The sequence below is a fragment of the Streptomyces sp. ISL-66 genome, from assembly GCF_018614135.1.
Taxonomy (GTDB): Bacteria; Actinomycetota; Actinomycetes; order Streptomycetales; family Streptomycetaceae; genus Streptomyces.
In genome coordinates, this window is the sequence record NZ_JAGGOW010000032.1 from 99,115 (window position 1) to 123,336 (window position 24,222).

The 24,222-nt window shown below is 72.8% G+C and carries 17 protein-coding genes; 11 read left to right on the forward strand and 6 right to left on the reverse strand.

Features of this window, described 5'->3' with window-relative positions; all coding sequences use genetic code 11:
* Window positions 1-225: 225 nt before the first annotated feature.
* Window positions 226-552, reverse strand: a complete 327-nt coding sequence (locus J7E97_RS07145; protein ID WP_215023519.1) for a WhiB family transcriptional regulator — start codon at window positions 550-552, stop codon at window positions 226-228.
* Window positions 553-931: 379 nt separating this feature from the next.
* Here J7E97_RS07145 and J7E97_RS07150 point away from each other — a divergent pair, with 379 nt between their 5' ends.
* The 4 genes from J7E97_RS07150 to J7E97_RS07165 all read left to right on the forward strand — a co-directional run bounded on the left by J7E97_RS07150 (window position 932) and on the right by J7E97_RS07165 (window position 5,462).
* The gene (locus J7E97_RS07150; RefSeq protein ID WP_003948568.1) at window positions 932-1,543 is read left to right on the forward strand and encodes a response regulator transcription factor; all 612 of its coding nucleotides are present in this window, start codon (window positions 932-934) and stop codon (window positions 1,541-1,543) included.
* 322 nt (window positions 1,544-1,865) lie between these two features.
* Complete coding sequence (locus tag J7E97_RS07155) at window positions 1,866-2,504, forward strand: sigma-70 family RNA polymerase sigma factor (RefSeq protein ID WP_251053997.1); 639 nt, start codon at window positions 1,866-1,868, stop codon at window positions 2,502-2,504.
* Window positions 2,505-2,667: 163 nt separating this feature from the next.
* Complete coding sequence (gene guaB / locus J7E97_RS07160) at window positions 2,668-4,173, forward strand: IMP dehydrogenase (RefSeq protein ID WP_215023521.1); 1,506 nt, start codon at window positions 2,668-2,670, stop codon at window positions 4,171-4,173.
* A gap of 164 nt (window positions 4,174-4,337) precedes the next feature.
* Window positions 4,338-5,462 (forward strand): GuaB3 family IMP dehydrogenase-related protein, encoded by a 1,125-nt coding sequence (locus tag J7E97_RS07165; protein ID WP_215023523.1) that lies wholly within the window; start codon window positions 4,338-4,340, stop codon window positions 5,460-5,462.
* Between the two features lie 100 nt (window positions 5,463-5,562).
* Here the strand turns inward: J7E97_RS07165 and J7E97_RS07170 are convergent, their stop codons facing one another.
* The 4 genes from J7E97_RS07170 to J7E97_RS07185 all read right to left on the reverse strand — a co-directional run bounded on the left by J7E97_RS07170 (window position 5,563) and on the right by J7E97_RS07185 (window position 9,444).
* Window positions 5,563-6,630: a hypothetical protein gene (locus tag J7E97_RS07170; protein WP_215023525.1), complete on the reverse strand. Its 1,068-nt coding sequence runs from the start codon at window positions 6,628-6,630 to the stop codon at window positions 5,563-5,565.
* A 44-nt stretch (window positions 6,631-6,674) separates the two neighbouring features.
* The gene (locus J7E97_RS07175) at window positions 6,675-7,313 is read right to left on the reverse strand and encodes a hypothetical protein (RefSeq protein WP_215023527.1); all 639 of its coding nucleotides are present in this window, start codon (window positions 7,311-7,313) and stop codon (window positions 6,675-6,677) included.
* A gap of 206 nt (window positions 7,314-7,519) precedes the next feature.
* On the reverse strand, window positions 7,520-8,065 hold the full coding sequence (locus J7E97_RS07180) for a hypothetical protein (protein ID WP_251054000.1): 546 nt from the start codon (window positions 8,063-8,065) through the stop codon (window positions 7,520-7,522).
* 149 nt (window positions 8,066-8,214) lie between these two features.
* Entirely contained in the window at window positions 8,215-9,444 is a 1,230-nt protein-coding gene (locus tag J7E97_RS07185) for a nucleotide sugar dehydrogenase (RefSeq protein WP_215023529.1), read from the reverse strand.
* 296 nt (window positions 9,445-9,740) lie between these two features.
* Here J7E97_RS07185 and J7E97_RS07190 point away from each other — a divergent pair, with 296 nt between their 5' ends.
* Window positions 9,741-11,471 carry a glycerol-3-phosphate dehydrogenase/oxidase gene (locus J7E97_RS07190; RefSeq protein ID WP_215023531.1) on the forward strand — a complete coding sequence of 577 codons (1,731 nt, stop codon included), beginning with the start codon at window positions 9,741-9,743 and terminating at the stop codon, window positions 11,469-11,471.
* Between the two features lie 223 nt (window positions 11,472-11,694).
* On the opposite strand, the gene J7E97_RS36765 is transcribed toward J7E97_RS07190, so the two are convergent.
* Window positions 11,695-12,105 carry a hypothetical protein gene (locus J7E97_RS36765; RefSeq protein ID WP_308346418.1) on the reverse strand — a complete coding sequence of 137 codons (411 nt, stop codon included), beginning with the start codon at window positions 12,103-12,105 and terminating at the stop codon, window positions 11,695-11,697.
* Window positions 12,106-12,178: 73 nt separating this feature from the next.
* On the opposite strand from J7E97_RS36765, the gene J7E97_RS07195 reads away from it, so the two are divergent.
* The 6 genes from J7E97_RS07195 to J7E97_RS07220 all read left to right on the forward strand — a co-directional run bounded on the left by J7E97_RS07195 (window position 12,179) and on the right by J7E97_RS07220 (window position 24,216).
* On the forward strand, window positions 12,179-14,176 hold the full coding sequence (locus J7E97_RS07195) for a serine/threonine-protein kinase (protein ID WP_308346419.1): 1,998 nt from the start codon (window positions 12,179-12,181) through the stop codon (window positions 14,174-14,176).
* Between the two features lie 140 nt (window positions 14,177-14,316).
* Window positions 14,317-17,004, forward strand: coding sequence for a protein kinase (locus J7E97_RS07200; protein WP_215023535.1), 2,688 nt, complete (start codon window positions 14,317-14,319; stop codon window positions 17,002-17,004).
* Between the two features lie 117 nt (window positions 17,005-17,121).
* A complete protein-coding gene (locus J7E97_RS07205; RefSeq protein WP_215023537.1) occupies window positions 17,122-18,801 on the forward strand; it encodes a serine/threonine-protein kinase in 1,680 nt (559 codons plus the stop codon).
* 127 nt (window positions 18,802-18,928) lie between these two features.
* Entirely contained in the window at window positions 18,929-20,557 is a 1,629-nt protein-coding gene (locus tag J7E97_RS07210) for a succinic semialdehyde dehydrogenase (protein WP_215023539.1), read from the forward strand.
* A 26-nt stretch (window positions 20,558-20,583) separates the two neighbouring features.
* Complete coding sequence (locus tag J7E97_RS07215) at window positions 20,584-22,383, forward strand: GMC oxidoreductase (RefSeq protein ID WP_215023542.1); 1,800 nt, start codon at window positions 20,584-20,586, stop codon at window positions 22,381-22,383.
* 171 nt (window positions 22,384-22,554) lie between these two features.
* Window positions 22,555-24,216 carry a peptidase gene (locus J7E97_RS07220; protein ID WP_215023544.1) on the forward strand — a complete coding sequence of 554 codons (1,662 nt, stop codon included), beginning with the start codon at window positions 22,555-22,557 and terminating at the stop codon, window positions 24,214-24,216.
* Window positions 24,217-24,222: the final 6 nt, after the last annotated feature.

Genomic DNA, 24,222 nt, shown 5'->3' on the forward strand with positions numbered 1-24,222 from the left:
CGCGTTGGGCCGCGGCGCGTGGAGGTAGGCGACGGCGCGTCGGGCCGCGGCGCGCGAAGCCGGCGGCGTCGCGCGGGGCCGGGCGGGTGGCCGGATCGGCCGCCACGCGAAAGAACCGTACGGCGGTACGGCCACTCGGGTGGCGGCCCGTCCGGTGACGGCGCCCCCGTGGGCGCCGGGATGGCGAGGGGAAACGTTCCTTCGGACGTTTCCCCTCGCCCTTGCTCAGTGCGGAGCGACCGGTCCGATCACGGTCGCGGCGGGGATCAGGCGATGGCGGGCGCGGCCCATCAGTTCTTCGCGTTCGTCTTCGGTGAGGCCGCCCCACACCCCGTAGGGCTCGCGGACGGCGAGGGCGTGCGCGGCGCATTCCGCGCGCACCGGGCAGCGCATGCAGACCTCTTTAGCCGAGGCCTCGCGCGCGCTCCTGGCCGCGCCCCGCTCGCCTTCCGGGTGGAAGAAGAGGGAGCTGTCGACCCCGCGGCAGGCAGCCAGCAGCTGCCAGTCCCAGAGGTCGGCGTTCGGTCCGGGGAGGCGGGAGAAATCTGCCATTGGTAGTCCTCTTGGTGCCGGTACTGAGGCGGATACGGTCCATGTCTCCACACCTACTGTCGTAGTAGATGTAAATATGACTCATTGGGAATCTAGCCTCAGACATGCGCCAAACGGAAGGAAAGCCGCCAAATAGGGCATAACGCCAGATGGAGGACACGCCGTGAGTGGTGCCCGCGTTGTGTTCGCTTCCTCACGTAGAGTGCCGAAGGTGTCCGTCCGACCCGTAACTCTTTCGAGTGACCATCGTTGAGAGTGCGAAGGCGGTTGAACCAATAAGTTCTCGGACAGGTGTCCGGGAGCATCGACCGCACAGGTGACGATACGTACCAGCCTGGAGGCTCAAGGTGACGCGCATCAGCAGCTGCGGAGGGCGGTCATGACATCCGTCCTCGTCTGCGACGACTCCCCGCTTGCCCGAGAGGCGCTCCGTCGCGCGGTTGCCACCGTGCCCGGCGTCGAGCGTGTGACGACGGCTGCCAACGGCGAGGAAGTCCTCCGCCGCTGGGGTGCCGACCGTTCCGATCTGATTCTGATGGACGTGCGGATGCCCGGGCTCGGCGGTGTGGAGACGGTTCGCCGACTGCTCTCGGCCGACCCCGGCGCCCGCATCATCATGCTGACGGTCGCCGAGGATCTGGACGGCGTGGCCCTCGCGGTCGCCGCCGGTGCCCGGGGCTATCTGCACAAGGACGCCTCGCGCGCCGAACTGCGGGCCACGGTGACCCAGGCCCTGGCCGACCCGACCTGGAGGCTGGCCCCGCGCCGGCTCCGCTCGGCCGAGATGGGCGCCGCGCCCACGCTCACCGCGCGCGAGATCCAGGTGCTGGAGGGCATGAGCCACGGCCGGTCCAACGCGGAGATCGGGCGCGAGCTCTTCCTCTCCGAGGACACGGTCAAGACGCACGCCCGCCGTCTGTTCAAGAAGCTGGGAGCCTCGGACCGGGCGCACGCCGTTGCGCTCGGCTTCCGCTGGGGCCTGGTCCGCTGACCGCACGACCGCACGACCGCCGGCCCTCACCGGCCGGCGGCGCCGCGGCCGGGCCGCCGACACCGCGTCGGCCGCTTCGTCGAACCTCGGTGCGAACCGGGGGATTGGCGGGGCACAATCCGGGGGACGTGTCGCTTCGTGCGCGATGCCGCATGCTTGAGGGTGTGGCGCATCCTTGGAGATGACGCCGCGGCAACGATTCGGCCGAGCGGGAGGGGAGGGCCAGAGCATGAGTTCCGGTGCACCCACCCCTCATAACGCTTCGACGCACAACACGGACCGCGGTGCCGCGAACACTCCGGCGCCAAGGCACCATGGATTGATGCGCGACGACGAGGCCCAGGGGTCCCCCGCGGCCACAGGACCCACCCGCCCCGCCGGCGCCGCCCGGGGCGGCGGTGACGGGACCGCCAGCACGCTCGTGCGCCGCGCGGTCGAGGGCGACGAGCAGGCCACGCACGACCTGCTGGCCTTCGTGCACCCCCTCGCCATCCGCTACTGCCGCACCCGGCTCTCGCGACTGCCCGGTGATGCCCGTCACTTCGTCGAGGACCTGGCGCAGGAAGTCTGCGTCGCCGTCCTGATGGCCCTGCCGCGCTACCGCGACACCGGGCGCCCCTTCGAGGCCTTCGTCTTCGCCATCGCCGCGCACAAGGTCGCCGACCTGCAGCGGGCCGCCATGCGGCACCCGGGCAGCACGGCCGTGCCCTCCGACGAGATGCCCGAGCGGCCCGACGACTCGCTGGGTCCGGAGGAGCGCGCGCTCCTCAGCAGTGACGCGGCCTGGGCCAAGAAGCTGCTGGCCAACCTTCCGGAGAACCAGCGCGAGCTCCTCGTACTGCGCGTCGCCGTCGGGCTGACCGCCGAGGAGACCGGGCAGATGCTCGGAATGTCCCCCGGAGCGGTACGCGTGGCACAGCACCGGGCGCTCAGCCGGCTCCGCGCGCTCGCCGAGCAGTAGGCCGGAGTGGGTGAATCGGCCGGGGATGTTCCGTCCCGGTTCGCCGGGTCTGTCCTCGTAGGAACCGACGAAACTTGGGCTTGACCTTGGTCGTGGAATGAGACGCGTCGGGATCCCGTTAGCATGGACATCCGCGCTGAGCAAGACCATTTGGGAAGGTGTCATGACTGTGAACGCCGACGGAGTGCCCGACAAATTCGCCACACTCGGCCTCACTTACGACGACGTGCTGCTGCTGCCCGGCGTGTCGGACATGTCCCCGGACGCGATCGACACTTCCTCCCTCATCTCCCGCAACGTCCGCGTGAACGTGCCGCTGCTCTCCGCCGCCATGGACAAGGTCACCGAGGCCCGCATGGCCATCGCGATGGCCCGCCAGGGCGGCGTCGGCGTTCTGCACCGCAACCTCTCCATCGTCGACCAGGCCAACCAGGTCGACCTGGTCAAGCGCTCCGAGTCCGGCATGGTCACCGACCCGATCACGGTGCACCCGGACGCGACCCTGCGCGAGGCCGACGAACTCTGCGCGAAGTTCCGCATCTCCGGCGTCCCCGTCACCGACCCGGCCGGCAAGCTCCTCGGCATCGTCACCAACCGCGACATGGCCTTCGAGTCGGACCGCAGCCGCCAGGTGCGCGAGGTCATGACCCCGATGCCGCTGGTCACGGGCAAGGTCGGCATCACCGGCGTGGACGCCATGGAGCTGCTGCGCCGCCACAAGATCGAGAAGCTGCCGCTCGTCGACGAGTCCGGCATCCTCAAGGGCCTCATCACGGTCAAGGACTTCGTCAAGGCCGAGCAGTACCCCAACGCCGCCAAGGACAAGGGCGGCCGGCTCCTCGTCGGCGCGGCCGTCGGCGTCGCGGGCGACGCGTACGAGCGCGCCCAGGCCCTGATCGAGGCGGGCGCCGACTTCATCGTCGTCGACACCGCCCACGGCCACTCCCGCCTCGTCGGCGACATGGTCTCCAAGATCAAGTCGAACTCGACGGTCGACGTCATCGGCGGCAACGTCGCCACCCGCGACGGCGCCCAGGCGCTCATCGACGCCGGCTGCGACGGCATCAAGGTCGGCGTCGGCCCCGGCTCCATCTGCACCACCCGAGTCGTCGCCGGCATCGGCGTCCCGCAGGTCACAGCCATCTACGAGGCCTCGCTCGCGGCCAAGGCGGCCGGCGTCCCGGTCATCGGCGACGGCGGCCTGCAGTACTCCGGCGACATCGCGAAGGCCCTGGTCGCGGGCGCCGACACGGTGATGCTCGGCTCGCTGCTCGCGGGCTGCGAGGAGTCCCCGGGCGAGCTGCTCTTCATCAACGGCAAGCAGTTCAAGTCGTACCGCGGCATGGGCTCGCTCGGCGCGATGCAGTCCCGCGGCGACCGCAAGTCCTTCTCCAAGGACCGCTACTTCCAGGAGGGCGTGGGCGGCGACGACAAGCTCATCCCCGAGGGCATCGAGGGCCAGGTCCCCTACCGCGGCCCGCTCTCCGCGGTCGTGCACCAGCTCGTCGGGGGCCTGCGGCAGTCGATGTTCTACGTCGGCGGCCGCACGGTGCCGGAGCTCCAGGACCGCGGCCGCTTCGTCCGCATCACGTCGGCGGGGCTCAAGGAGAGCCACCCGCACGACATCCAGATGACGGTCGAGGCTCCGAACTACTCCCGCAAGGGCTGAACGAGCAGCGTCGAAGGGGCGGACCCGGCCGGGTCCGCCCCTTCGACGTGCCCGCCGCGGGCCGGCCCGGCCCGGCGCGCGCGTCCGTACAGCGGTCACCGGAACGCATGTCCCCGCGGTTCGGGGATACTGGACGGGCAGACCCAGAGGAAAGGCCACCACACGTGACTGAGATCGAGATCGGGCGCGGCAAGCGCGGCCGTAGGGCGTACGCGTTCGATGACATCGCCATCGTCCCCAGCCGCCGCACCCGGGACCCGAAGGAGGTCTCGATCGCCTGGCAGATCGACGCCTACCGCTTCGAGCTCCCGTTCCTGGCTGCTCCCATGGACTCGGTCGTCTCCCCGCAGACCGCCATCCGCATGGGCGAGCTCGGCGGCCTCGGCGTGCTGAACCTCGAAGGCCTGTGGACCCGGTACGAGGACCCGCAGCCGCTGCTCGACGAGATCGCCGAGCTCGACGAGGCCTCCGCGACCCGCCGGCTCCAGGAGATCTACGCGGCCCCGATCCAGGCGGACCTGATCCGTCAGCGGATCAAGGAGGTGCGCGACTCCGGTGTCGTCACCGCCGCCGCGCTCTCCCCGCAGCGCACGGCCGAGTTCTCCAAGGTCGTCGTCGACGCGGGCGTGGACATCTTCGTGATCCGCGGCACCACGGTCTCGGCGGAGCACGTCTCCGGCGCCGCCGAGCCGCTGAACCTCAAGCAGTTCATCTACGAGCTCGACGTCCCGGTCATCGTGGGCGGCTGCGCCACCTACACCGCGGCCCTGCACCTGATGCGCACCGGCGCCGCCGGTGTCCTGGTCGGCTTCGGCGGCGGCGCCGCGCACACCACGCGCAACGTGCTCGGCATCCAGGTCCCGATGGCCACCGCCGTCGCGGACGTGGCCGCGGCCCGCCGCGACTACATGGACGAGTCCGGCGGCCGCTACGTGCACGTCATCGCCGACGGCGGCGTGGGCTGGTCCGGTGACATCCCGAAGGCCGTCGCCTGCGGCGCCGACGCCGTGATGATCGGCTCCCCGCTGGCCCGTGCCGAGGACGCGCCCGGCAAGGGCAACCACTGGGGCATGGAGGCCGTCCACGAGGACGTGCCGCGCGGCAAGAAGGTCGACCTCGGCACGGTCGGCACCACCGAGGAGATCCTCACCGGCCCGTCGCACAGCCCGGACGGATCGATGAACCTCTTCGGCGCGCTGCGCCGCTCGATGGCCACCACCGGCTACAGCGAGCTCAAGGAGTTCCAGCGGGTCGAGGTCACGGTCGCGGACTCCCAGCACCACCGCTGACCGCACTCGCGTACGCATGCCGCAGGGCCGGCGCCCCGCACGGGGCGCCGGCCCTCCGGCATGTCCGGCCGGGGTCGGGGCCGTGGCCGGGTCGCGCCGGTCAGTTCTTGCTCTTCGACCGACGGTTCAAGCAGATGCCCCACGGGATGACGAAGACGCCCGCGACGAGCAGCAGTCTGAACAGGAACCACGCGTTGTCATGGGCGATCTGCCCGTGCTCGTCGCCCATGACGTAGCCGAGGGCGAGCGCCGCTGCGCCGATGAGCAGGCCGGGGGCGCCGAGCGCCCACAGCAGGACGGTGAACCAGAGGTCGGGTTCGGTGGCCGGGGCCCGGGGGGCCCGGGCCGGGGTGGGGCGGGGCGGCCGCGGGATCCGGGACGGTTCGCGCGACGGCACGGTGATCACCACGGAGGGCGGGACGGCCGCGTCGAGCGGGGCCAAGTCGGCCGGGCCGATCCCGTACAGGGCCGGCTCGATGGTGAGCGTGAAGCCGTCGTGGCCCACCAGGTGGCGGGCGCCGTCCGGATAGGCCTGGACCAGGGAGCACGCGGCGTAGCGGACGGTGATCCGTCGGTGCTCCGTGACCAGGCTGACGGCTTCGTCGCCCACGACCAGGACCGTGCCGGGGTCGGCCAGGGCCGGGTGGCGCCGCCCGGTGGCGGTCTCCGCGGATCCTGTGGGCGCTGCCGCGAGCTCTGACGCGAGGTCCGTCGTGAGCTCCGCCGTGAGCTCCGACGCCCGGTCCGCGCTCCGGCCGGGGAGCTGGAGCAGGGCGCCGGCCCACACGGCGTGCGCGACCTCGCGCAGGGATTCGACGCTGACCGCCTCGATCTCGGCCCGCTCCTCGGCGACGGTGGGGCTCCGGTGACCCAGCAGCAGGTCCACGGCGTGCCCGGGGAGCCGGTCGGCGGCGAGCCCGGGGGCGTCGAGGCGGGCGAGCGCGCGGGCCCGTACGGATTCCAGGTCGGACGGGTCGATCCGGCCGGCCCGCAGCTTCGCGAGGGCGCCGACGAATGCGCCGGCCATCGCCTCCTGCTTCTCGGGCAGCGCGTCGGCGTGGGCGACGAGGGTCGCGGAGGCGGCGTCGCGCGGGACGTACTCGGCGGTGGCCGTGTACGAGTACCCGCTCTTGTGGCGCAGTTCGCGGTAGAGCTCCTTGCCCAGCACCTCGGCGAACAGGCTCGCCCCGGTGGAGCGGGGCAGTACGGAGGTCAGGACGACGCTGCCGTCCTCGCCCCGGAAGAAGGCGGGGAGGGCGGGCAGGGCGGCTGTGGGCTCGGGCGCGGGATGCCGGGTGCCCGGAGGAAGGGCGAGGTCGAGGCCGTCGGGGACGGCGCCGCCGGTGATGCACAGGACGGCGTTGCCGGTGGTGAACCGGGTCCGGGCCCAGTCGCGGACCTGCTGCCCGGTGAGCTGGGCGAGTCCGGCTTCGGCGTATTCGGCGAGGCCGTAGGAGCGGGATCCGTAGCGCCACAGGGTGGAGAGGCGGGCCGGACCGCGGCTGCGGCCGGCGGCTCGGTGCGGAGGATCTCCTTCTCGGTCTCCAGCCGTTCCACGGGCAGGTCGCGCAGGGAGGCGCAGACGCCGTTGAGGTACGCGACCACCTCGGCGGGGGTCCCGGTCACCTGGAAACCGGTGTGCGCGGGGGCGGTGGCGCCGTCGTGGTGCGGGTCGCCGGGCGGCACGTGGCGGTGCAGGGCGAGGTGTTCGACGAGGTGGGTGATGCCGCTGGTGGCGAGGGTCTCGTCGGCGCGGCCGACGCGGAAGAGCAGCCCGGCGGTGACCGGGCCCGGACCCGGCTGGTGGGCGAGGAGCGTCCGGACGCCGTCGACGGTGGTTTCGGTGATCATCTCGCTCCTCGGGCCCGGCCGCGGCGGCGCGGTGGGGTGACTCTGCTTGCGGCGCAGGCCGCGGTCGCCGGGAGCCCGGCGCGCCTCGACCGCATGCGGGCGCTGGTCACCGCCGTGCGGACCGCCGCGGACAGGCCGGCCCGGGGGCAGGCCGGCCCCGGAGGGTCCGGGTGCGGCTGCCCGGGGCGGAGGCGAGAGGGGCTGCCTCAGTCGCCGATCTTCTTGGCGGAGCCGTATCCGGTGAACGCGCCGAGGCCCAGGAAGATGACGGTCTTGAAGTTCGCTTCTTCCTTCCAGATGTCGACCAGGCCGGAGACGCCGACCTTGCTCAGCACGTCGCCCACGCTGATCTCGGCCATGTCGGCCATCACGAGCGCGTACATGAACAGCTCGCCGAGGAAGACGGCGGCGACCGAGAGGACCGCGGCGACGATCGGAAGGACCGGGTTGCGGCCGCCGAGCTTGCCCGCGACGAAGCCGACGAGGGCGCCGACGCCGACCGCCGCGTAGCCGAACTCGCGGTCGATGGCGTTCATGATCCCGCCGTACGCCGCGGCCACGGCCAGGGCGGCGACGAGCGCGGCGGCGATGCCGAGGCCCACGTTGCCCGCGCGCGCCTGGACCGGGGCCGGGAGCAGGAAGTCCGCTCCGGACTGGGCCGGGAAGCCGGCCGGTGCCGCGGCGCCGGCCGCGGGCGCGGCGGACTGGGGCGCGGCGGACTGGGGCGCGGGCGGCTGGAACTGCTGGCTCATGAAGAAATCCCCCCCAAGGGATGGAGCGCACGGGGAACCACACGTCTGTTCGTGGGACGTATGCGCGAGATAAGTCGACGCAGGCTAGCAGCAGCCCGTGACATCCGTTGAGGGGATTTCGGCGGACCGTGGGCGGTCCCGTGGGCGGGCTACAGCCGGTGCGCCGCGCCCGCCGGACTCGCGCCGCGGGTGTCGAGCAGCAGCTGCGCTTTGACCGCCAGTCCTTGGAGGTCGTAGGTGCGGTGGTGCTGGAGCAGGATCGTCAGATCGGCGTTGGCGGCGGCCTCGTACAGGGATTCGGCGCGGGGGACGGGCTGGTCCCGGACGCGCCATCCGCTGATGTAGGGGTCGTGGTAGCTGACCAGCGCCCCGAGGTCGAGGAGCCGGCTGGCGATCTCGCGGGCGGGGGAGCCCTCCTGGTCGGCGAGGTCCTGCTTGTAGGTGACCCCGAGCAGCAGGACCCGGGCCCCGCGGGCGGACTTGCCGTGCTCGTTCAGCAGGGCCGCGCTGCGCTGGATGACGTACTGCGGCATCCGGTTGTTGATTTCCTGCGCCAGGCCGACCATGCGCAGCGGGTGGCCCGGGGTGCGGGTGGTGTGGGGGAGGTAGTTGGGGTCGAGGGGGACGCCGTGACCGCCGACCCCGGGGCCGGGGCGGAAGGCCTGGAAGCCGTACGGCTTGGTCTCGGCGCAGCGGATGACGTCCCACAGGTCCACGCCCAGGTCGTGGCAGAGGACGGCCATCTCGTTCATGAGGGCGATGTTGACGTGCCGGTAGTTGGTTTCGAGGAGCTGCACGGTCTCGGCCTCGCGCAGGCCGCGGGCCCGCACCACCTTGTCGGTGAGGCGGGCGTAGAAGGCGTGCGCGGACTCGGTGCAGGCGGGGGTGAGGCCGCCGATGACCCGGGGCGTGTTGGGGATGCCGTGCGTGCGGTTGCCCGGGTCGAGGCGGCTCGGGGAGTAGGCCAGATGGAAGTCCCGGCCGGCGCGCAGCCCGGAGCCCGATTCGAGGATCGGGCGCAGGTACTCCTCGGTGACGCCGGGATGGGCGGCCGATTCGAGGATGACGGTGGTGTGGGGGCGCAGCCGGGCGGCGAGCGTGCGGCCCGCCTCGCCGACCGCGGACAGGTCGAGTGCGCGGTCCGCGCCGAGCTGGGTGGGGGCGCAGATGACGGCGGTGCGGACCCGGCCGAGTTCGGCGGGGTTGGTGGTGATCCGGAAGCCGGCCGCCGACATGCGGCGGATCTCGGCGGCGGTGAGGGTGGAGTCCGTGGCCGGACCGCTGTCGTAGCCGACCGTCTCGATCCCGGCGGCCACTGCTGCCTGGGCGAGCGGGAGACCGAGATGGCCGAGTCCGATGACGGCGAGATCTGCGGGCATGGGGGTGCCGTCCCTTCCCTTCCCTGACATGCATGAGGGGGCGGAGCGCGCAAGTCCTGTGGAGGAGGAGAGCTGGCGCAATGTCAGACTAGGCGTATATATGACAGATATGTCGTATTCGGGGTTTGTGGTCGCCGTCGTGTTATCCACAGGCGGTGGCTGAGGTGGGTGCGGGCGGTCAGAATCATGAACGGGCGATGTGAGCGGGATCACCCACAACGAGTGGGATGACCCCATCGGGCGGGGTGACCCGCCCCAACGGGAGGCAGGCGGCTGTGAGGACGACAGGGACAGGCATGGGAGCGGGAGCCGGAGCCGGAGCGGGGGCGGCGGCGCTGGGTCCGGTCCAGCGGGCCGAGGCGCTCGCCGCGATGGCCGAGCGGGAGCTGGACGTGCTGGTGGTCGGGGCGGGCGTGGTGGGGGCCGGCACCGCCCTCGACGCCGTGACCAGGGGCCTGGCGACCGGGCTGGTGGAGGCGCGGGACTGGGCCTCCGGCACGTCAAGTCGCTCCAGCAAGCTCATCCACGGCGGGCTCAGATACTTGGAGATGCTCGACTTCGCCCTCGTGCGGGAGGCGCTGAAGGAGCGCGGCCTGCTGCTGGGGCGCCTCGCCCCGCACCTCGTGAAGCCGGTGCCCTTCCTCTACCCGTTGCAGCACAAGGGATGGGAGCGCTGGTACGCGGGCTCCGGGGTCGCGCTGTACGACGCGATGTCGCTCTCCAGCGGCCACGGGCGCGGACTGCCGACGCACCGCCACCTCTCGCGCCGGCGCGCCCTGCGGATCGCACCGGCGCTGCGCAAGGACGCACTGGTGGGCGCCCTGCAGTACTACGACGCCCAGATGGACGACGCGCGGTACGTGGCGACCTTGGTCCGAACGGCCGCGGCGTACGGGGCGCAGTGCGCCAACCGGGCGAGGGTCGTCGGCTTCCTCCGGGAGGGCGAGCGGGTGGTCGGCGCGCGGGTGCGGGACGTGGAGGGCGGAGGCGAGTACGAGATCCGCGCGAAGCAGATCGTGAACGCGACGGGGGTGTGGACGGACGACACCCAGGCGCTGATCGGGGAGCGCGGGCAGTTCCACGTACGGGCGTCCAAGGGCATCCACCTGGTGGTCCCCAAGGACCGGATCCACTCGACGACGGGACTGATCCTGCGGACCGAGAAGTCGGTGCTGTTCGTCATCCCGTGGGGCCGGCACTGGATCGTGGGCACCACGGACACCGACTGGGACCTGGACAAGGCGCACCCGGCGGCGTCCAGCGCGGACATCGACTACCTGCTGGAGCACGTGAACTCGGTGCTCGCGGTGCCGCTCACCAGGGACGACGTCCAAGGGGTCTACGCCGGCCTGCGGCCGCTGCTGGCCGGGGAGTCGGACGCGACGAGCAAGCTCTCGCGCGAGCACACGGTGGCGCACCCGGTGCCGGGGCTGGTGGTGGTCGCCGGCGGCAAGTACACGACGTACCGGGTGATGGCCAAGGACGCGGTGGACGAGGCGGTGCACGGCCTGGACCAGAGGGTCGCGGAATGCGTCACGGAGGACGTGCCGCTGATGGGGGCCGAGGGGTACCGGGCGCTGTGGAACGGGCGGGCGCGGATCGCGGGGCGGACGGGGCTTCACGTGGTGCGGGTGGAACACCTGTTGAACCGGTACGGGTCGATGACGGAGGAGCTGCTGACGCTGATCGCGGCGGACCCGTCGCTGGGGGAGCCGCTGACGGGCGCCGACGACTACCTCCGTGCCGAAGTGGTCTACGCGGCCTCGCACGAGGGGGCGCGCCACCTCGACGACGTGCTGACGCGGCGGACGCGGATCTCGATCGAGACCTTCGACCGGGGGACGAGATCGGCCCGGGAATGCGCGGAGCTGATGGCTCCGGTTCTGGGCTGGGACGAACAGCAGATCGAGAAGGAAGTGGAACACTACGAGAAGCGGGTGCAGGCCGAGCGGGAATCGCAGCGCCAGCCGGATGACCAGACGGCGGACGCCGCGCGGCTGGGCGCGCCGGACATCGTCCCGTTGTAACTCCGCAATGCGGAGGGGGGAACCACGGACCCGGGGCTCCCGTCCGTTGCGGAGTAAGGGACAATGAGGGTTCTGCCGGGGCGGGTTACCGGGCACCCCGGCGGCTGCCGGGGGAACCGGAGCGAGCGGCACGATCGCAGAGGGGACGCATGTCGAAGCCGGAGCACACCGAGTCGCCGGATCCGTCTGTCGGGACGGGAACGCCGGTGTCTCCGGCGGCCGATCACGCGGACGCGAAGTCCGAGAAGCCGAAATCCGAGAAGCCGAAGCTCGAAAAGCCGAAGCCCGCAGAGCCGGAGCCGGCTACCGCGGTTGAGTCTGAGGACCCGAAGCCAGCGGTGGCGGCGGAGCCGGAGGACGCGAAGCCCGCGGCGGCGGCTGAGCCCGAGGACGTGAAGCCGAAGTCGGCCGCGAAGCCCGCGGCCGCGAAGCCCGCGGCCGCGAAGCCCGCGGTGGCGGCGGAGCCGGAGGACGCGAAGCCTGCGGCGGCGGCTGAGCCCGCGGCCGCGAAGCCGAAGTCGGCCGCGAAGCCTGCGGCCGCGAAGCCTGCGGCCGCGAAGTCCGCGGCCGCGAAGTCCGCGGCCGCGAAGTCCGAGCCTGCGAAGCCCGCTGCCGCGAAGGCGGATCTGGGCAAGCCCGCCGCGGTGGAGGTCGCTGGGCCGGGTGAGCCCGAGGGTGCGGAGCCCGCGGACGCGAAGGCTCCTGCGGTGAAGCCCGTCGCGGTGAGCAAGGCCGATGAGGTGGCGGCAGCCGTCAAGGCGGCCGCGGCCAAGGCGGAGGAGGACCCCCACGACGAGGGGCGGTTGCTCGCGGGCCGCTACCGGCTCGGCGACGTCCTCGGCAAGGGCGGTATGGGCACCGTCTGGCGCGCCGTGGACGAGACCCTCGGCCGGACGGTCGCCGTCAAGGAACTCCGCTTCGGCACCGGGGTCGACGACGACGAGAAGCGCCGCCTCATCACGCGCACCCTGCGCGAGGCCAAGGCCATCGCGCGGATCCGCAGCGGCGGGGCGGTGACCGTCTACGACGTCGTCGACGAAGACGGCCGGCCGTGGATCGTCATGGAGCTCATCGAGGGCCCCTCGCTCGCCGAGTTCATACGGGAGAACGGCCCCCTCACTCCGCGCCGCGCCGCCGAAGTGGGCCTCGCCGTGCTCGACGTGCTCCGCGCCGCGCACCGCCAGGGCATCCTGCACCGGGACGTGAAGCCCTCCAACGTGCTCCTCGCCGACCACGGCAACGGCCGTGTGGTCCTGACCGACTTCGGCATCGCCCAGGTCGAGGGTGACCCGTCCGTCACCTCCACCGGCATGCTCGTCGGCGCCCCCTCGTACATCTCCCCCGAGCGCGCCCGCGGCCAGCGCCCCGGTCCGCCGGCGGACATGTGGTCGCTCGGCGGCCTGCTGTACGCGGCGGTCGAGGGCGTCCCCCCGTACGACAAGGGATCGGCGCTCGCCACCCTCACCGCCGTGATGACCGAGCCGGTCGACCCGCCCAAGAACGCCGGTCCGCTGACCGAGGTCATCTACGGGCTCCTCGTCAAGGACCCGGCCCACCGGCTCGACGACGACCGCGCACGGGCCATGCTCACGGCCGTGATCGATGCCCCCGAGCAGCCGGCCGCCGTAGCGGGTCCGAGCCCCGAGGAAACCCGGCAGATATCGCTCGCCGAGGCCCAGGAGGCCGCGGAGAAGGTCACTGCCGAGAAGGCGGCGAAGGCTGCCGAGAAGGCGGAGAAGAAGGAACGCGAGCGCAGGGACCGCGAGCAGCGCGAGCGCACCCGCGCCGCGCTGAAGTCGGCCCGCAAGGCGGCGGCCACGGCCGGCGCCGCCGGCGCGACCACGGCCGTGACGGCCGCCGAACGCCCGGCCCCGCGTCCCGCGCCCGTCGCCGCGCCGCTCACCGACGTCATGCCGCGCCGCACCATCGCCCTCGCGATAGCCGGCGTGGTCCTCGTGCTCGCGGTCATCGGCTCGCTCGTCGCCTATGCCTTCAACGGTGACGACGAGGGCGGTGCGACGCGCGACGGCAAGGGCTCCACCGCCTCGAGCCCCGCCGCCGGTTCCTCGCCGTCCCCCGCCGCCTCGCCCTCGCCCTCGCCCTCGCCTTCGCCGAAGACCGGTGAGTCTGCGGGCAGCGGCGGCGCGAGCTCGCCGAGCCCGACTCCGAGTGCCGGTGGCGGCGCGGGTACCGGCACCAACGCGAGCCAGGGGCAGGGCACGACGCCCGGCGGTTCCGGGAGCGAGATCCCGCCCGGGTTCGCGCAGGTGACCGACCCCGGCTTCCACTTCGCGATGGTGATGCCCGAGGGCTTCAAACAGACCGACACGATAGGCAAGAACGACGGGGTCATATACAGCCGGGACGGCGGTTTCCCGCGGATCCAGATCGACTTCAACAACAAGCCGACGGACGACGCACGCGCGGCGTGGGCGGAGCTGGCCCCCGCCGTCGCGGGCAGCAGCACGAACTACAAGCTGCTCCGGCTCGAGCTGACGGAGTACCGGAACTACCCGACCGTCGCGGACTGGGAGTTCGAGCGGGACCAGAAGGGCGTCCGGGTCCGGGTGCTCGACCGCGGGTTCAAAATCGACGCCAAGCAGGGCTTCGCCATCATGATCAGCTGCGTCGCCGATCAGTGGGACGCCACCGAGTGCGCGCAGCTGCGCAAGACGGCGTTCGAGACGTTCCGGCCCATGGGCTGACGCTTCCTCGGGCCGGGCCCGGGCCGGACCCGCGACGGGACAAGGGTGAGCCTTGTCAGGGCCGGGACGCGGGCGCCCTGGGCGACGTATCGTGTCAGCCGGGCAACGGGAACGGGCCCACAGCTCTCGGGGGAGGCGATGTGGAGGACTACGCGGGCCGGATCCTGGCCGAGCGCTACCGCCTGCCGCTGCCCCCGTCCGACGAGTACGAGCTGATCGAGACCCGGGCCTTCGACACGCGGAGCGGGCAGGAAGTCCTGATACGGCAGGTGCCGTTGCCGGAGGTCGTGGACGCGGAGCTGCTGGACGGCGCGCGAGGCGGTCCCGCCGTCGCCGGCGGTCGGCGCGCCCCGGGCGAACTGCCCGCCGTGCGCAGGGCCATCGAGGCGGCGCAGGCGGCCGCGTCCGTGCCGGACCATCCGCGGCTGGACCAGGTCTTCGACGTGTTCGCGGAGGGCGGGTCGCTGTGGATCGTGAGCGAACTCGTACCGGCCAGACCGCTGGCGGCGCTGATCGCCGAGGAACCGCTGAGCCCGTACCGGGCCGCCGAGGTGGCGGCCGACGTGCTGACCGCGCTGCGGGTGCTGCACGCGCACGGGTGGACCCACCGGAACATCACGGTGCGGACGGTGCTGATCTGCGAGGACGGACGGGTCGTCCTGACCGGACTGGCCGCGGGGGCCGCCGAGGACGCGCTGTGCGGGTACGACCCGGTGCCGTCGCCGGACGGCTTCGGGGGCCCGGCGGTCCGGTCCGGGGGTGCTGAACCGGGCCATGCGGGTCCTGCCGGTCCCGTCCGTTCCATCGATCCCGCCGGTCTCGTCCGTTCCATCGATCCCGCCGGTCCCGTGGACCCCGTGCATAACCCCGGAGCCGGGGCCGGAGCCGGGGGAGGGGGAGGGTCGGAGTACGCGCCGATCGTGGCTCCCGGCTACGACACCGGGCCGAGGTACACCGACCACATCGTCCCCGGAAGCACCGGCGACGCCGGGGAGCGGCCCGATCCGAAGGCCGCGGCACGGGCCGGGGCCATCGCCTCGTACCGGGCCGGGGCGCAGGCCGCCGCCCGGATCACCGAGCAGCGGAAGGCCGGGGCGGATCCCGCCCTCGGTCCCGCGCGGGAGCCGAGGCCGGAGGGGTCGAACCTGCCGCAGGGGTACTCGTACCCGTACGGCGGCCCGGACGGCGGAGCGAGCTGGCACGGGGCCACCCCGCGGCGCCGGGCCGCTCTGCCCGCCCCGCCGCCCCGGGACGGGGCCGAACCGCAGACTCCGCCGGTGCGCCCCGGGCCGCCCGAGGCGCAGACATCGGCGGTGCGTCCGTCGCTCCCCGAGGCGCAGACCCCGCCGGTGTATCCGTCGCTCCCCGAGGGGCAGAGCCCGCCCGTGCGCCCCGGGCTGCCCGCGCAGCTCGCCCTTCCCCAGGGATACCGCCAGGCGGACTCCCCGGAGGGCGCCCCCGACCCGGGCCGGCCCCTGACGCCCCGGCCGTCCCGGCAGTCCCGGCCGGGCGACGAGACGTACGGCTACGGGTACGGGAATGCGGCCCCGACCCCGGCCCCCCCGACCCCGGCTCCGCCCCCGCCCCCGCCCGGAGGCGGAGGCGGCGGGTGGGGGAGCGGGCCCCGGAGCGGGCTCGATGCCGAGCGGGCCCGGCAGACGCGGATGGCCGTCGTCGGGGCCGTCACCGAGCGGTGGTCGCCCGAGCAGGCGCAGGCCGTGCACGGCCCCTGGCAGCTGGCCGCGCCCGTCGGGCCGGCCACGGACCTCTGGGGGCTCGGCGCGCTGCTGTACCGGGCCGTGCAGGGCCATGCCCCGTACCCCGAGGACAGCGTCGGCGAGCTCGTCGAGATGGTCTGCGCCGAGCCCCCGGCCTTCGCCGAGGAGTGCGGCCCGCTGCGCCCGGTCGTGGAGTCGCTGCTGCGCCAGGACCCGACCGAGCGTCCCGACTTCGAGGAGCTCCGCGGCTGGCTGCGCTCCCTCGTACGGTCCGCCCCCGAGCCCGACGCCAACTTCGCCGCGCTGCTCCCGATACCGGAGCCGGATCCCGCGCGGCTGCCCGTCGTACGGCGGCGGGGCGATCTGCACGGCCGGCACCGCAGCGCCGAACACCCCCGCAAGCCGCTCGCCCTGGGGCGGGCCCTGCTCCTCGGGGTGCTCGTCCTGCTCGCGGGCGCGGTGGCGTACGCCCTGTTCTTCATGCCCCGGTCCGCCGATCCCCAGGGCGACGGCGGGCAGAAGGCCGCCGGGATGAAGCCGCCGTCCGCCCAGCCGAAGTCCCCGGGCGCGAGCACCGGTCCGAGCCCGAAGCCGAACCCCTCGGGCGCGAGCCCCAGCGCGCCCGAATCCAAGCCCGCGCCGCAGACCAACGCGCCGGCCCCGGCCGGGTACACCACCCAGCAGGACGCCGAGCACTTCGAGATCACCGTCCCGAACGGCTGGGACCGTCGCGGAATGAACGAGTCCGGTCAGGTGCGCTACACGGAGGGGGAGTTCGCCCTCACCATCGTCCCCGGCCGGGACAAGGTCGAGGGCAACCCGGACCCGGCGACGTACCAGAAGGACAAGGAGCCCGAGCTGGCCCCGTACCGCTCCTCCACCTGGTCCAGCGTCAGCGACATCAAGTCCACCAAGGTCGGCAACCAGCTCCGCGTCACCGGCCGGTACACGTGGATCGACGGCAACGGCCGCTCGGTCGTGGCCCGCAACTACGTCGTCGCGCTCGGCGGCTCGTACCACGTCGTCCTGGTCACGGGCCCGCAGGACCAGGAGGGCAAGGTCACCGAGGCCTTCGAGCAGGCAACGGCCAGTTACCGTACGGGCGGCTGACGGGCGCTCAGTACGGCAATTGCGTCACAGTGCGGCCCAACCGCCGCCGAGAGGTTCCGGCAGCGCCCGCGGGCTCCGTAGTCTGACCGCAAGTGCACAGAGCGGCGGCGGGGATTCGTGGAACAGCAGACAGGCGCGGGCGCGGTGCTCGCGGGCCGGTACCGGCTCGTCGAGCCCATCGGCAGGGGCGGCATGGGCAAGGTGTGGCGCGCACACGATGAGCTGCTGCACAGGACCGTCGCCGTCAAGGAACTGACGGCGGGCCTGTACGTCGCCCAGGCCGACCGGGACGTCCTGCACGCCCGGACGCAGAAGGAGGCGCGGGCCGCGGCCCGGATCCAGCATCCCGCCGTCGTCACCGTCCACGACGTGCTCGAACACGACGACCGGCCGTGGATCGTCATGGAGTACATCGACGGCCCCTCCCTCGCGGACGCGGCGAAGACGGCCGGCCGGATCGAGCCCCGCGAGGCGGCCCGGATCGGGCTGCACGTGCTGCGCGCGCTGCGCGCCGCGCACGCGGTCGGCGTACTGCACCGGGACGTGAAGCCGGGCAACGTCATGCTCGCCAAGGACGGCCGCGTGATGCTCGCGGACTTCGGCATCGCGGCGATCGAGGGCGACTCCTCCATCACGCGCACCGGCGAACTCGTCGGATCCATCGACTATCTGGCTCCCGAGCGGGTCACGGGCGGGGTGCCGGACCCGGCGTCCGACCTGTGGGCGCTCGGCGCCACGCTGTACACGGCCGTCGAGGCCCGCTCGCCGTTCCGCCGTACGTCGCCCATCTCCAGCCTCCAGGCCGTGGTGAACGAGGAGCCGCCCGCCCCGACGCACGCGGGCCCGCTGGCTTCCGTCATCACGGCGCTGCTTCGCAAGGATCCCAAGCACCGGCCGTCGGCCGCCGATGCCGAGCAGATGCTGCTGGAGGCGATGGAGGGCCGGGAGCCGAAGGCGGCGCACGCTTACGTACCGACGCGCGCGCTGGGCTCCGCCGAGCTGTCCTCCGCCCGCGAGCGGGCGGCGGACGGGCCCGCGCCTTCGGAGCTGGCGCCCGTGGCGGCGTTCGGATCCGAGTCGCGGACGGAGTCGAAGACCAGGGCGGAGCCGCGGGCGGCCCCGGGTGGCCGCACCGCCCCCGCCGCCGCGCCCGGCCGCGTCCGGCGCGCGGCGGTCGTCGCCCTGGTGGCGGCGCTGCTCGGCGGCGGCGGGATGTTCGGGGTGCTGAAGTACACCGGCGACGCGAGCGCCGAGGGCGGCGCCCCGGATCCGGGCAAGTCGGTCGGCGCGTCCGGCCAGTCGTCCGGCACGGGCCAGACCAAGGGGCAGAAGGAGGCGGTCGCGCCGGCGGGCTGGCACAAAGTCGTGGATCCCGTGGGCTTCTCCCTCTTCCTCCCGGACGGCTGGACGCGGCGGCTCGACGGGGAGCAGATCGACTACACCCCGGACGGCGGCAAGCACTTCGTCCGGATCGCGGTCGATCCGGAGCCGGACTTCGAGAACCCGTACATGCACCTGCTGGACCTGGAGAAGCAGGTGGCCAAGCGCTCCGACTACGTGCGCGTGACGCTGCACCCGAACACCTTCCGCGGGCAGGTCAAGGCCGTCCTGTGGGAGTTCACCTGGACGGAGAAGACGGGGGCTTTCCCCGGGCCCCGGCGGGCGGTGGAGCAGATGTACTACGACCCCGCGGGGACGGAGTACGCGGTGTACATGTCGAGCCCGGCCGCGGACTGGCAGACGACCCGCTCGCAGTTCGACACGGTGCTCACCGGTTGGCAGCCGCCCGGGAATTGAAGGCCGGGGGCCGAAGGAAGCTCCGGTGGGCGATTTCCGCCATCCTGCCAGCGATCACTGGCAGAAATGGCAAAATACGGTTACCGGCGGGTACCCAAAGGCCCCCGGGCGCAATACGCTCACCCGCATGACGGACACGCAGGCCCCGGCCCCCCTCCGCAGCGCCCCGCAGCCCACCAACCCGGTCGCCCCCGCCCCGGCCGGCGCCCGGAGCGCCGCCGACGTGGTGACCCCCGAACTGGTCGCCCGGCTGACCCGCGGAGTGGCCGGCTCCGGCCGCACCGCCAACCACACCCCCTTCACCGGCGACAAGCTCGCGGACCTCCCCGAAGCCACGCCCGAGGACGTGGCCGAGGCCTTCGCCCGGGCCCGCGCCGCGCAGCCCGCCTGGGCCGCCGTGCCCGTACGCGCGCGGGCCGCCGTACTGCTGCGCTTCCACGACCTGGTGCTGTCGCGCCAGGCCGAGGTCCTCGACCTGATCCAGCTGGAGACCGGCAAGGCCCGCCTGCACGCCCACGAGGAGGTCCAGGCCGTCACGGTCGCCGCGCGCCACTACGGCCGCCGCGCCCCCTCGTACCTGCGCCCGAAGGGCCACGCGGGCGCCATGCCCACCCTCACCAAGGTCACCGAGCTGCGTCAGCCGCGCGGGGTCGTCGGCCAGATCGCCCCCTGGAACTACCCCTTCGAGCTGTCCATCGGCGACGCGTTGCCCGCCTTCGTCGCGGGCAACGCCCTCGTGATGAAGCCCGACACCGAGACCGCGCTCACCGCCCTGTGGGCCCGCGACCTGATGATCGAGGCCGGGCTGCCGGCCGAGGTGTTCCAGATCGTCCTCGGCGAGGGCCCGGTCGTCGGCCCCGAGCTGGTCCGACACGCCGACTACGTTTCGTTCACCGGCTCCACGCGTACGGGCCGCGAGGTCGCCCAGGGTGCGGCCGCCCGCCTGGTCGGGGTCTCCCTCGAACTCGGCGGCAAGAACGCCATGCTCGTCCTGCGCGACGCCGACATAGAGAAGGCCGCCGCCGGCGCCGTCCGCGCCTGCTTCTCCTCCGCCGGACAGCTCTGCATCTCCATCGAGCGGCTCTACGTCCACGCCTCGATCGCGGATGAGTTCGTCGCCCGCTTCGCCGCCCGTACGAAGGCCATGCGCCTCGGCTCCTCCCTCGCCTACGGCGCCGAGATGGGCTCCCTGGCCGGCGAGCGCCAGCTGGCCGCCGTACAGCGGCACGTGGACGAGGCCGTCGCCAAGGGCGCCACCCTCGTCGCGGGCGGCGTCGCCCGCCCCGACATCGGCCCGCTCTTCTACGAGCCGACCATCCTCGACGGCGTCGAGGCCCCCATGGCGGTGTGCGGGGAGGAGACCTTCGGACCGGTCGTCTCCGTCTACCGCTTCACCGACGAGGACGAGGTCGTCGCCCAGGCCAACGCGACCGCCTACGGCCTGAACTCCAGCGTGTGGACGAAGGACTCCCGCCGGGGCCACGCTGTCGCCGCCCGCCTGCGCACCGGCACCGTCAACATCAACGAGGGCTACGCCCCGGCCTACGGCAGCGCCGGCGCTCCCATGGGCGGCATGAAGGACTCCGGCCTCGGCCGCCGCCACGGCTCCGAGGGGATCCTCAAGTACACCGAGGCCCAGACCGTCGCCCACCAGCGGCTGCTGCCGATGGCGCCCTCGCTCGGCATGGACGACGAGAAGTACGCGGCGTTCATGAGCCGCAGCCTCAAGGTCATGAAGGCCCTCCGATTCCGCTGAACCAGACTCCGCTAAGGGGCAGCACCGTGTCTGAGTCCAACGACCACGACCACGACTACGACGTCATCGTCATCGGATCGGGCTTCGGAGGGTCGGTCTCGGCACTGCGGCTCACCGAGAAGGGCTACCGGGTCGGCGTCCTGGAGGCAGGGCGCCGCTTCACCCGCGAGGGCCTGCCGAAGAACAGCTGGGACATCCGCAACTACCTGTGGGCCCCGGCCCTCGGCCTGTACGGGATCCAGCGCATCCACCTCCTCGGCAACGTGATGGTCCTCGCGGGCGCCGGGGTGGGCGGCGGCTCGCTCAACTACGCCAACACCCTGTACGTGGCCCCCACCGCCTTCTTCGAGGACCGGCAGTGGGCGTCCATCACGGACTGGCGCGATGAACTCACCCCGTACTACGACCAGGCCAAGCGGATGCTCGGAGTACGGCTGAACCCGACGACCACCCCCTCCGACGTGCACCTCAAGGCCGCCGCCGAGAAGATGGGCGTCGCCGACTCCTTCCACATGGCCCCGGTCGGCGTCTTCTTCGGGGACGGCGAGGACGCCGAGGGCCGCTCGAAGGCGCGCCCCGGCGACGAGGTCGCCGACCCGTACTTCGGCGGCGCGGGCCCCGCCCGCAAGGCGTGTACCGAGTGCGGGGAGTGCATGACCGGCTGCCGGCACGGGGCGAAGAACACCCTCAACGAGAACTACCTGCACCTCGCGGAGCGGGCCGGCGCCGTCATCCACCCGATGACCACCGTCACGGCCCTCTCCGACCACCCCGAGGGCGGCTACCGCGTCCGCACCGTCCCCACCGACAGCCGTCGCCGCGGCAAGGCCAAGGTGCTGCGCGCCCGCTACGTGGTCGTCGCGGCGGGCACGTACGGGACCCAGACCCTGCTGCACACGATGAAGGACCTCGGCGAACTGCCCCGCCTCTCGGACCGGCTCGGCGAACTGACCCGGACCAACTCCGAAGGCCTCGTAGGCGCCCAGACCGACGACCGGCGCTACCGCGAGCGGCACGGCCGGGAACGGCGGGCCGACTTCACGCGCGGCGTGGCCATCACCTCCTCGGTGCACCCCAATGCCGACACGCACATCGAGCCGGTGCGCTACGGCAAGGGTTCCAACGCCATGGGGTTCATGACGATCCTCCAGGTGCCGTACTCCGAGCGCCGGGTCCGGGCCTGGTTCGGGCGGACCGTCCGGCACCCGGTGCAACTGGTGCGCTCGCTCTCCAACCGGCGCTGGTCGGAGCGGACCATCATCGGCCTGGTCATGCAGTCGCTCGACAACTCCCTGACCACCTACCGCAAGCCCGGCGGCCTCGGCAAGGGCCTGCTCACCGCCCGCCAGGGCCACGGCGCGCCCAACCCGGTGCAGATCGCCGAGGCCACGCGGGCGGCGACGCTCCTCGCGGAGGAGATCAACGGATTCCCGGGCAGCAACGTCGGCGAGCTGATGGGCACCCCGCTGACGGCCCACTTCCTCGGCGGCTGCCCGATCGGCGCCTCGCCCGAGGAGGGCGTGGTGGACCCGTACCACCGGCTGTACGGGCACCCGGGCATCTCGGTGGTCGACGGCTCGGCGGTCTCCGCGAACCTCGGCGTCAACCCGTCGCTGACGATCACGGCCCAGGCGGAGCGGGCGATGTCCTACTGGCCGAACAACGGCGAGCGGGACCCGCGCCCGGAGCAGGGCGGGGCCTACGTCCGCCTGGCCGCGGTGGAACCGGCCCGTCCGGCGGTCCCGAAGGAGGCCTTCGGGGCGCTGCGGCTGCCGTTCCTGGCGGTCCCGGAGCTCCCGCCGCGCAAAGCGGAACCGGCAGGCTGACACCGGGGGGTACCGCGCTCCCCCTCCAAGCGCGGTACCCACCGAGGTGCATGGGTGACAGATGTTCGGCCCAGATGGTTGTACCGGAATCCGGCAGGGAGGGCTGTGGTGTCCATCACAGGGTGAGCGGCGCAACTGCGGCGTGGCATCGCGGGTCAAGGGTGCATGAGAATGCGCACCTCCCTGCTGGCGGCGGTCGGCCTGATGGCCGTAGGCCTGACCGCCGCCCCCGCGCACGCCGCGGATCCCGTCTTCACGCTCAGCGGCCCGGCCGAGATCGGCCTGCGTCCGCACCCCGGGCAGAGCGGCGAGCCGCAGAAGACCACGGTCGATTTCCGCGTCGCGAACGAGACCGGCACGGTCTTCGACCGGCAGAGCACCTACACGATCGACCTGAGCGCGCTCAAGGGGGTCGCCGACGTCGCGTTCACCCGGGAGCAGCACAACGGCTGCACCCTCGCCGCCGCGAAGGTGACCTGCAAGGCCTGGTCGATCTGGACGCACGGCAGCCAGGTCGTGTCCCTGGACCTCGCGGCCGCCAAGGACAGCAAGGTCGGCGCCGTCGTCGACCTGACGATGACCGGCTCGGCGGAGGGCGCCACCTTCAAGCCCATCACCACCAAGGTCAAGGTCGGCGGCCCGGACCTGGTGCTGGAGGAGGCCCCCCTGAAGCCGGAGATGGTGCCGGGCCAGACGCAGGCCCTGCCGATCGTCCTCTCCAACGCGGGCACCGAGTCCGCGCGGGGCGTGGCGCTGGAGCTGGACACCACGCACGGCATCGACCTCGTCGAGAAGTACGACAACTGCTCGTACAGCGTGTCCGACACCCCGGGCCAGCCCTGGAACACGGGTTGGGGCACCACGATCTGCACCTTCGCGGACGAGATCAAGCCGGGGACGGTCTACGAGACGGCGGAGCCGCTGACCCTGAAGGCGGCCCCGCACGCCTTCTTCGACGCGATCACCTACGCGGTCTACGAGAACGGCGACCAGCCGAAGACCACGGAGAAGCTCGCCCCGTCCGCCACCACCAAGAAGCTGACGCTCAAGGAGCGCCCGGCCAGGGCCGCCGCGCTGCGCTCCGCCGACCTCGATCCGTGGAACAACTACCACGAGTTCGCCTTCTCGGTGAAGAACTCCGCCGACCTCGTGGCCGGCGCCGTCTCCCTCAAGGGCAAGGCGGGCGAGACCGTCAAGGCGGAGCTCGGCTTCCAGAACAACGGCCCGGCGTGGGTCGCCTACCTCCGCTCCGGTGAGGCCGTCGCCCGCACGGACATCGTCATCCCGGCGGGTGTGAAGGTCACCAAGGCGCCGGAGCAGTGCCGCGGGTTCGAGGCGAACGGCGAGCCCCGCGAGCAGAACCTGGGCGCCCCGCGCTACCACTGCTCCACCACGCACGTCATCGGCGAGAAGCAGAAGTTCGCCTACCCGTTCGAGCTGAAGATCGAGAAGGTCATCGAGGGGGCCACGGGCTCGATCTCGGTGGGCCAGTGGGCTGACGACACCCCGGTCCAGGACTGGGACCCGAACAAGGCCAACAACCGGGCCGCCTTCGTGATCAACGGCAAGGACGCGGGCACCACCCCGACCACGGGCCCGTCCACCGGGACCGGCACGCCGACCCAGGGCGCCTCGGCCACCGCCGCCGCAACCACCTCCGCGTCCGCCTCGGCCTCGGCCGTGCCGGGAGCCGGGAAGGGCCCCAAGGCCAACGGGGGCCTGGCCTCCACCGGCAGCACCGCCCTGCCCGTCGCGATCGGCGGAGCGGCGCTCGTCGCAGCCGGTGGGGCCTTGTACGTCGCCGTCCGGCGGCGGGCCGCCGCGCGGGCGTAGCACCGT

Excerpts from the sequence above, each read along its gene's own strand:
- guaB (WP_215023521.1), top strand. The coding sequence starts at position 2,668 with ATGACTGTGAACGCCGACGGAGTGCCCGACAAATTCGCCACACTCGGC.
- J7E97_RS07175 (WP_215023527.1), bottom strand. The coding sequence starts at position 7,313 with ATGATCACCGAAACCACCGTCGACGGCGTCCGGACGCTCCTCGCCCAC.
- J7E97_RS07180 (WP_251054000.1), bottom strand. The coding sequence starts at position 8,065 with ATGAGCCAGCAGTTCCAGCCGCCCGCGCCCCAGTCCGCCGCGCCCCAG.
- J7E97_RS07150 (WP_003948568.1), top strand. The coding sequence starts at position 932 with ATGACATCCGTCCTCGTCTGCGACGACTCCCCGCTTGCCCGAGAGGCG.
- J7E97_RS07185 (WP_215023529.1), bottom strand. The coding sequence starts at position 9,444 with ATGCCCGCAGATCTCGCCGTCATCGGACTCGGCCATCTCGGTCTCCCG.
- J7E97_RS07155 (WP_251053997.1), top strand. The coding sequence starts at position 1,866 with ATGCGCGACGACGAGGCCCAGGGGTCCCCCGCGGCCACAGGACCCACC.
- J7E97_RS07145 (WP_215023519.1), bottom strand. The coding sequence starts at position 552 with ATGGCAGATTTCTCCCGCCTCCCCGGACCGAACGCCGACCTCTGGGAC.
- J7E97_RS07210 (WP_215023539.1), top strand. The coding sequence starts at position 18,929 with ATGACGGACACGCAGGCCCCGGCCCCCCTCCGCAGCGCCCCGCAGCCC.
- J7E97_RS07220 (WP_215023544.1), top strand. The coding sequence starts at position 22,555 with ATGCGCACCTCCCTGCTGGCGGCGGTCGGCCTGATGGCCGTAGGCCTG.
- J7E97_RS07190 (WP_215023531.1), top strand. The coding sequence starts at position 9,741 with ATGGGAGCGGGAGCCGGAGCCGGAGCGGGGGCGGCGGCGCTGGGTCCG.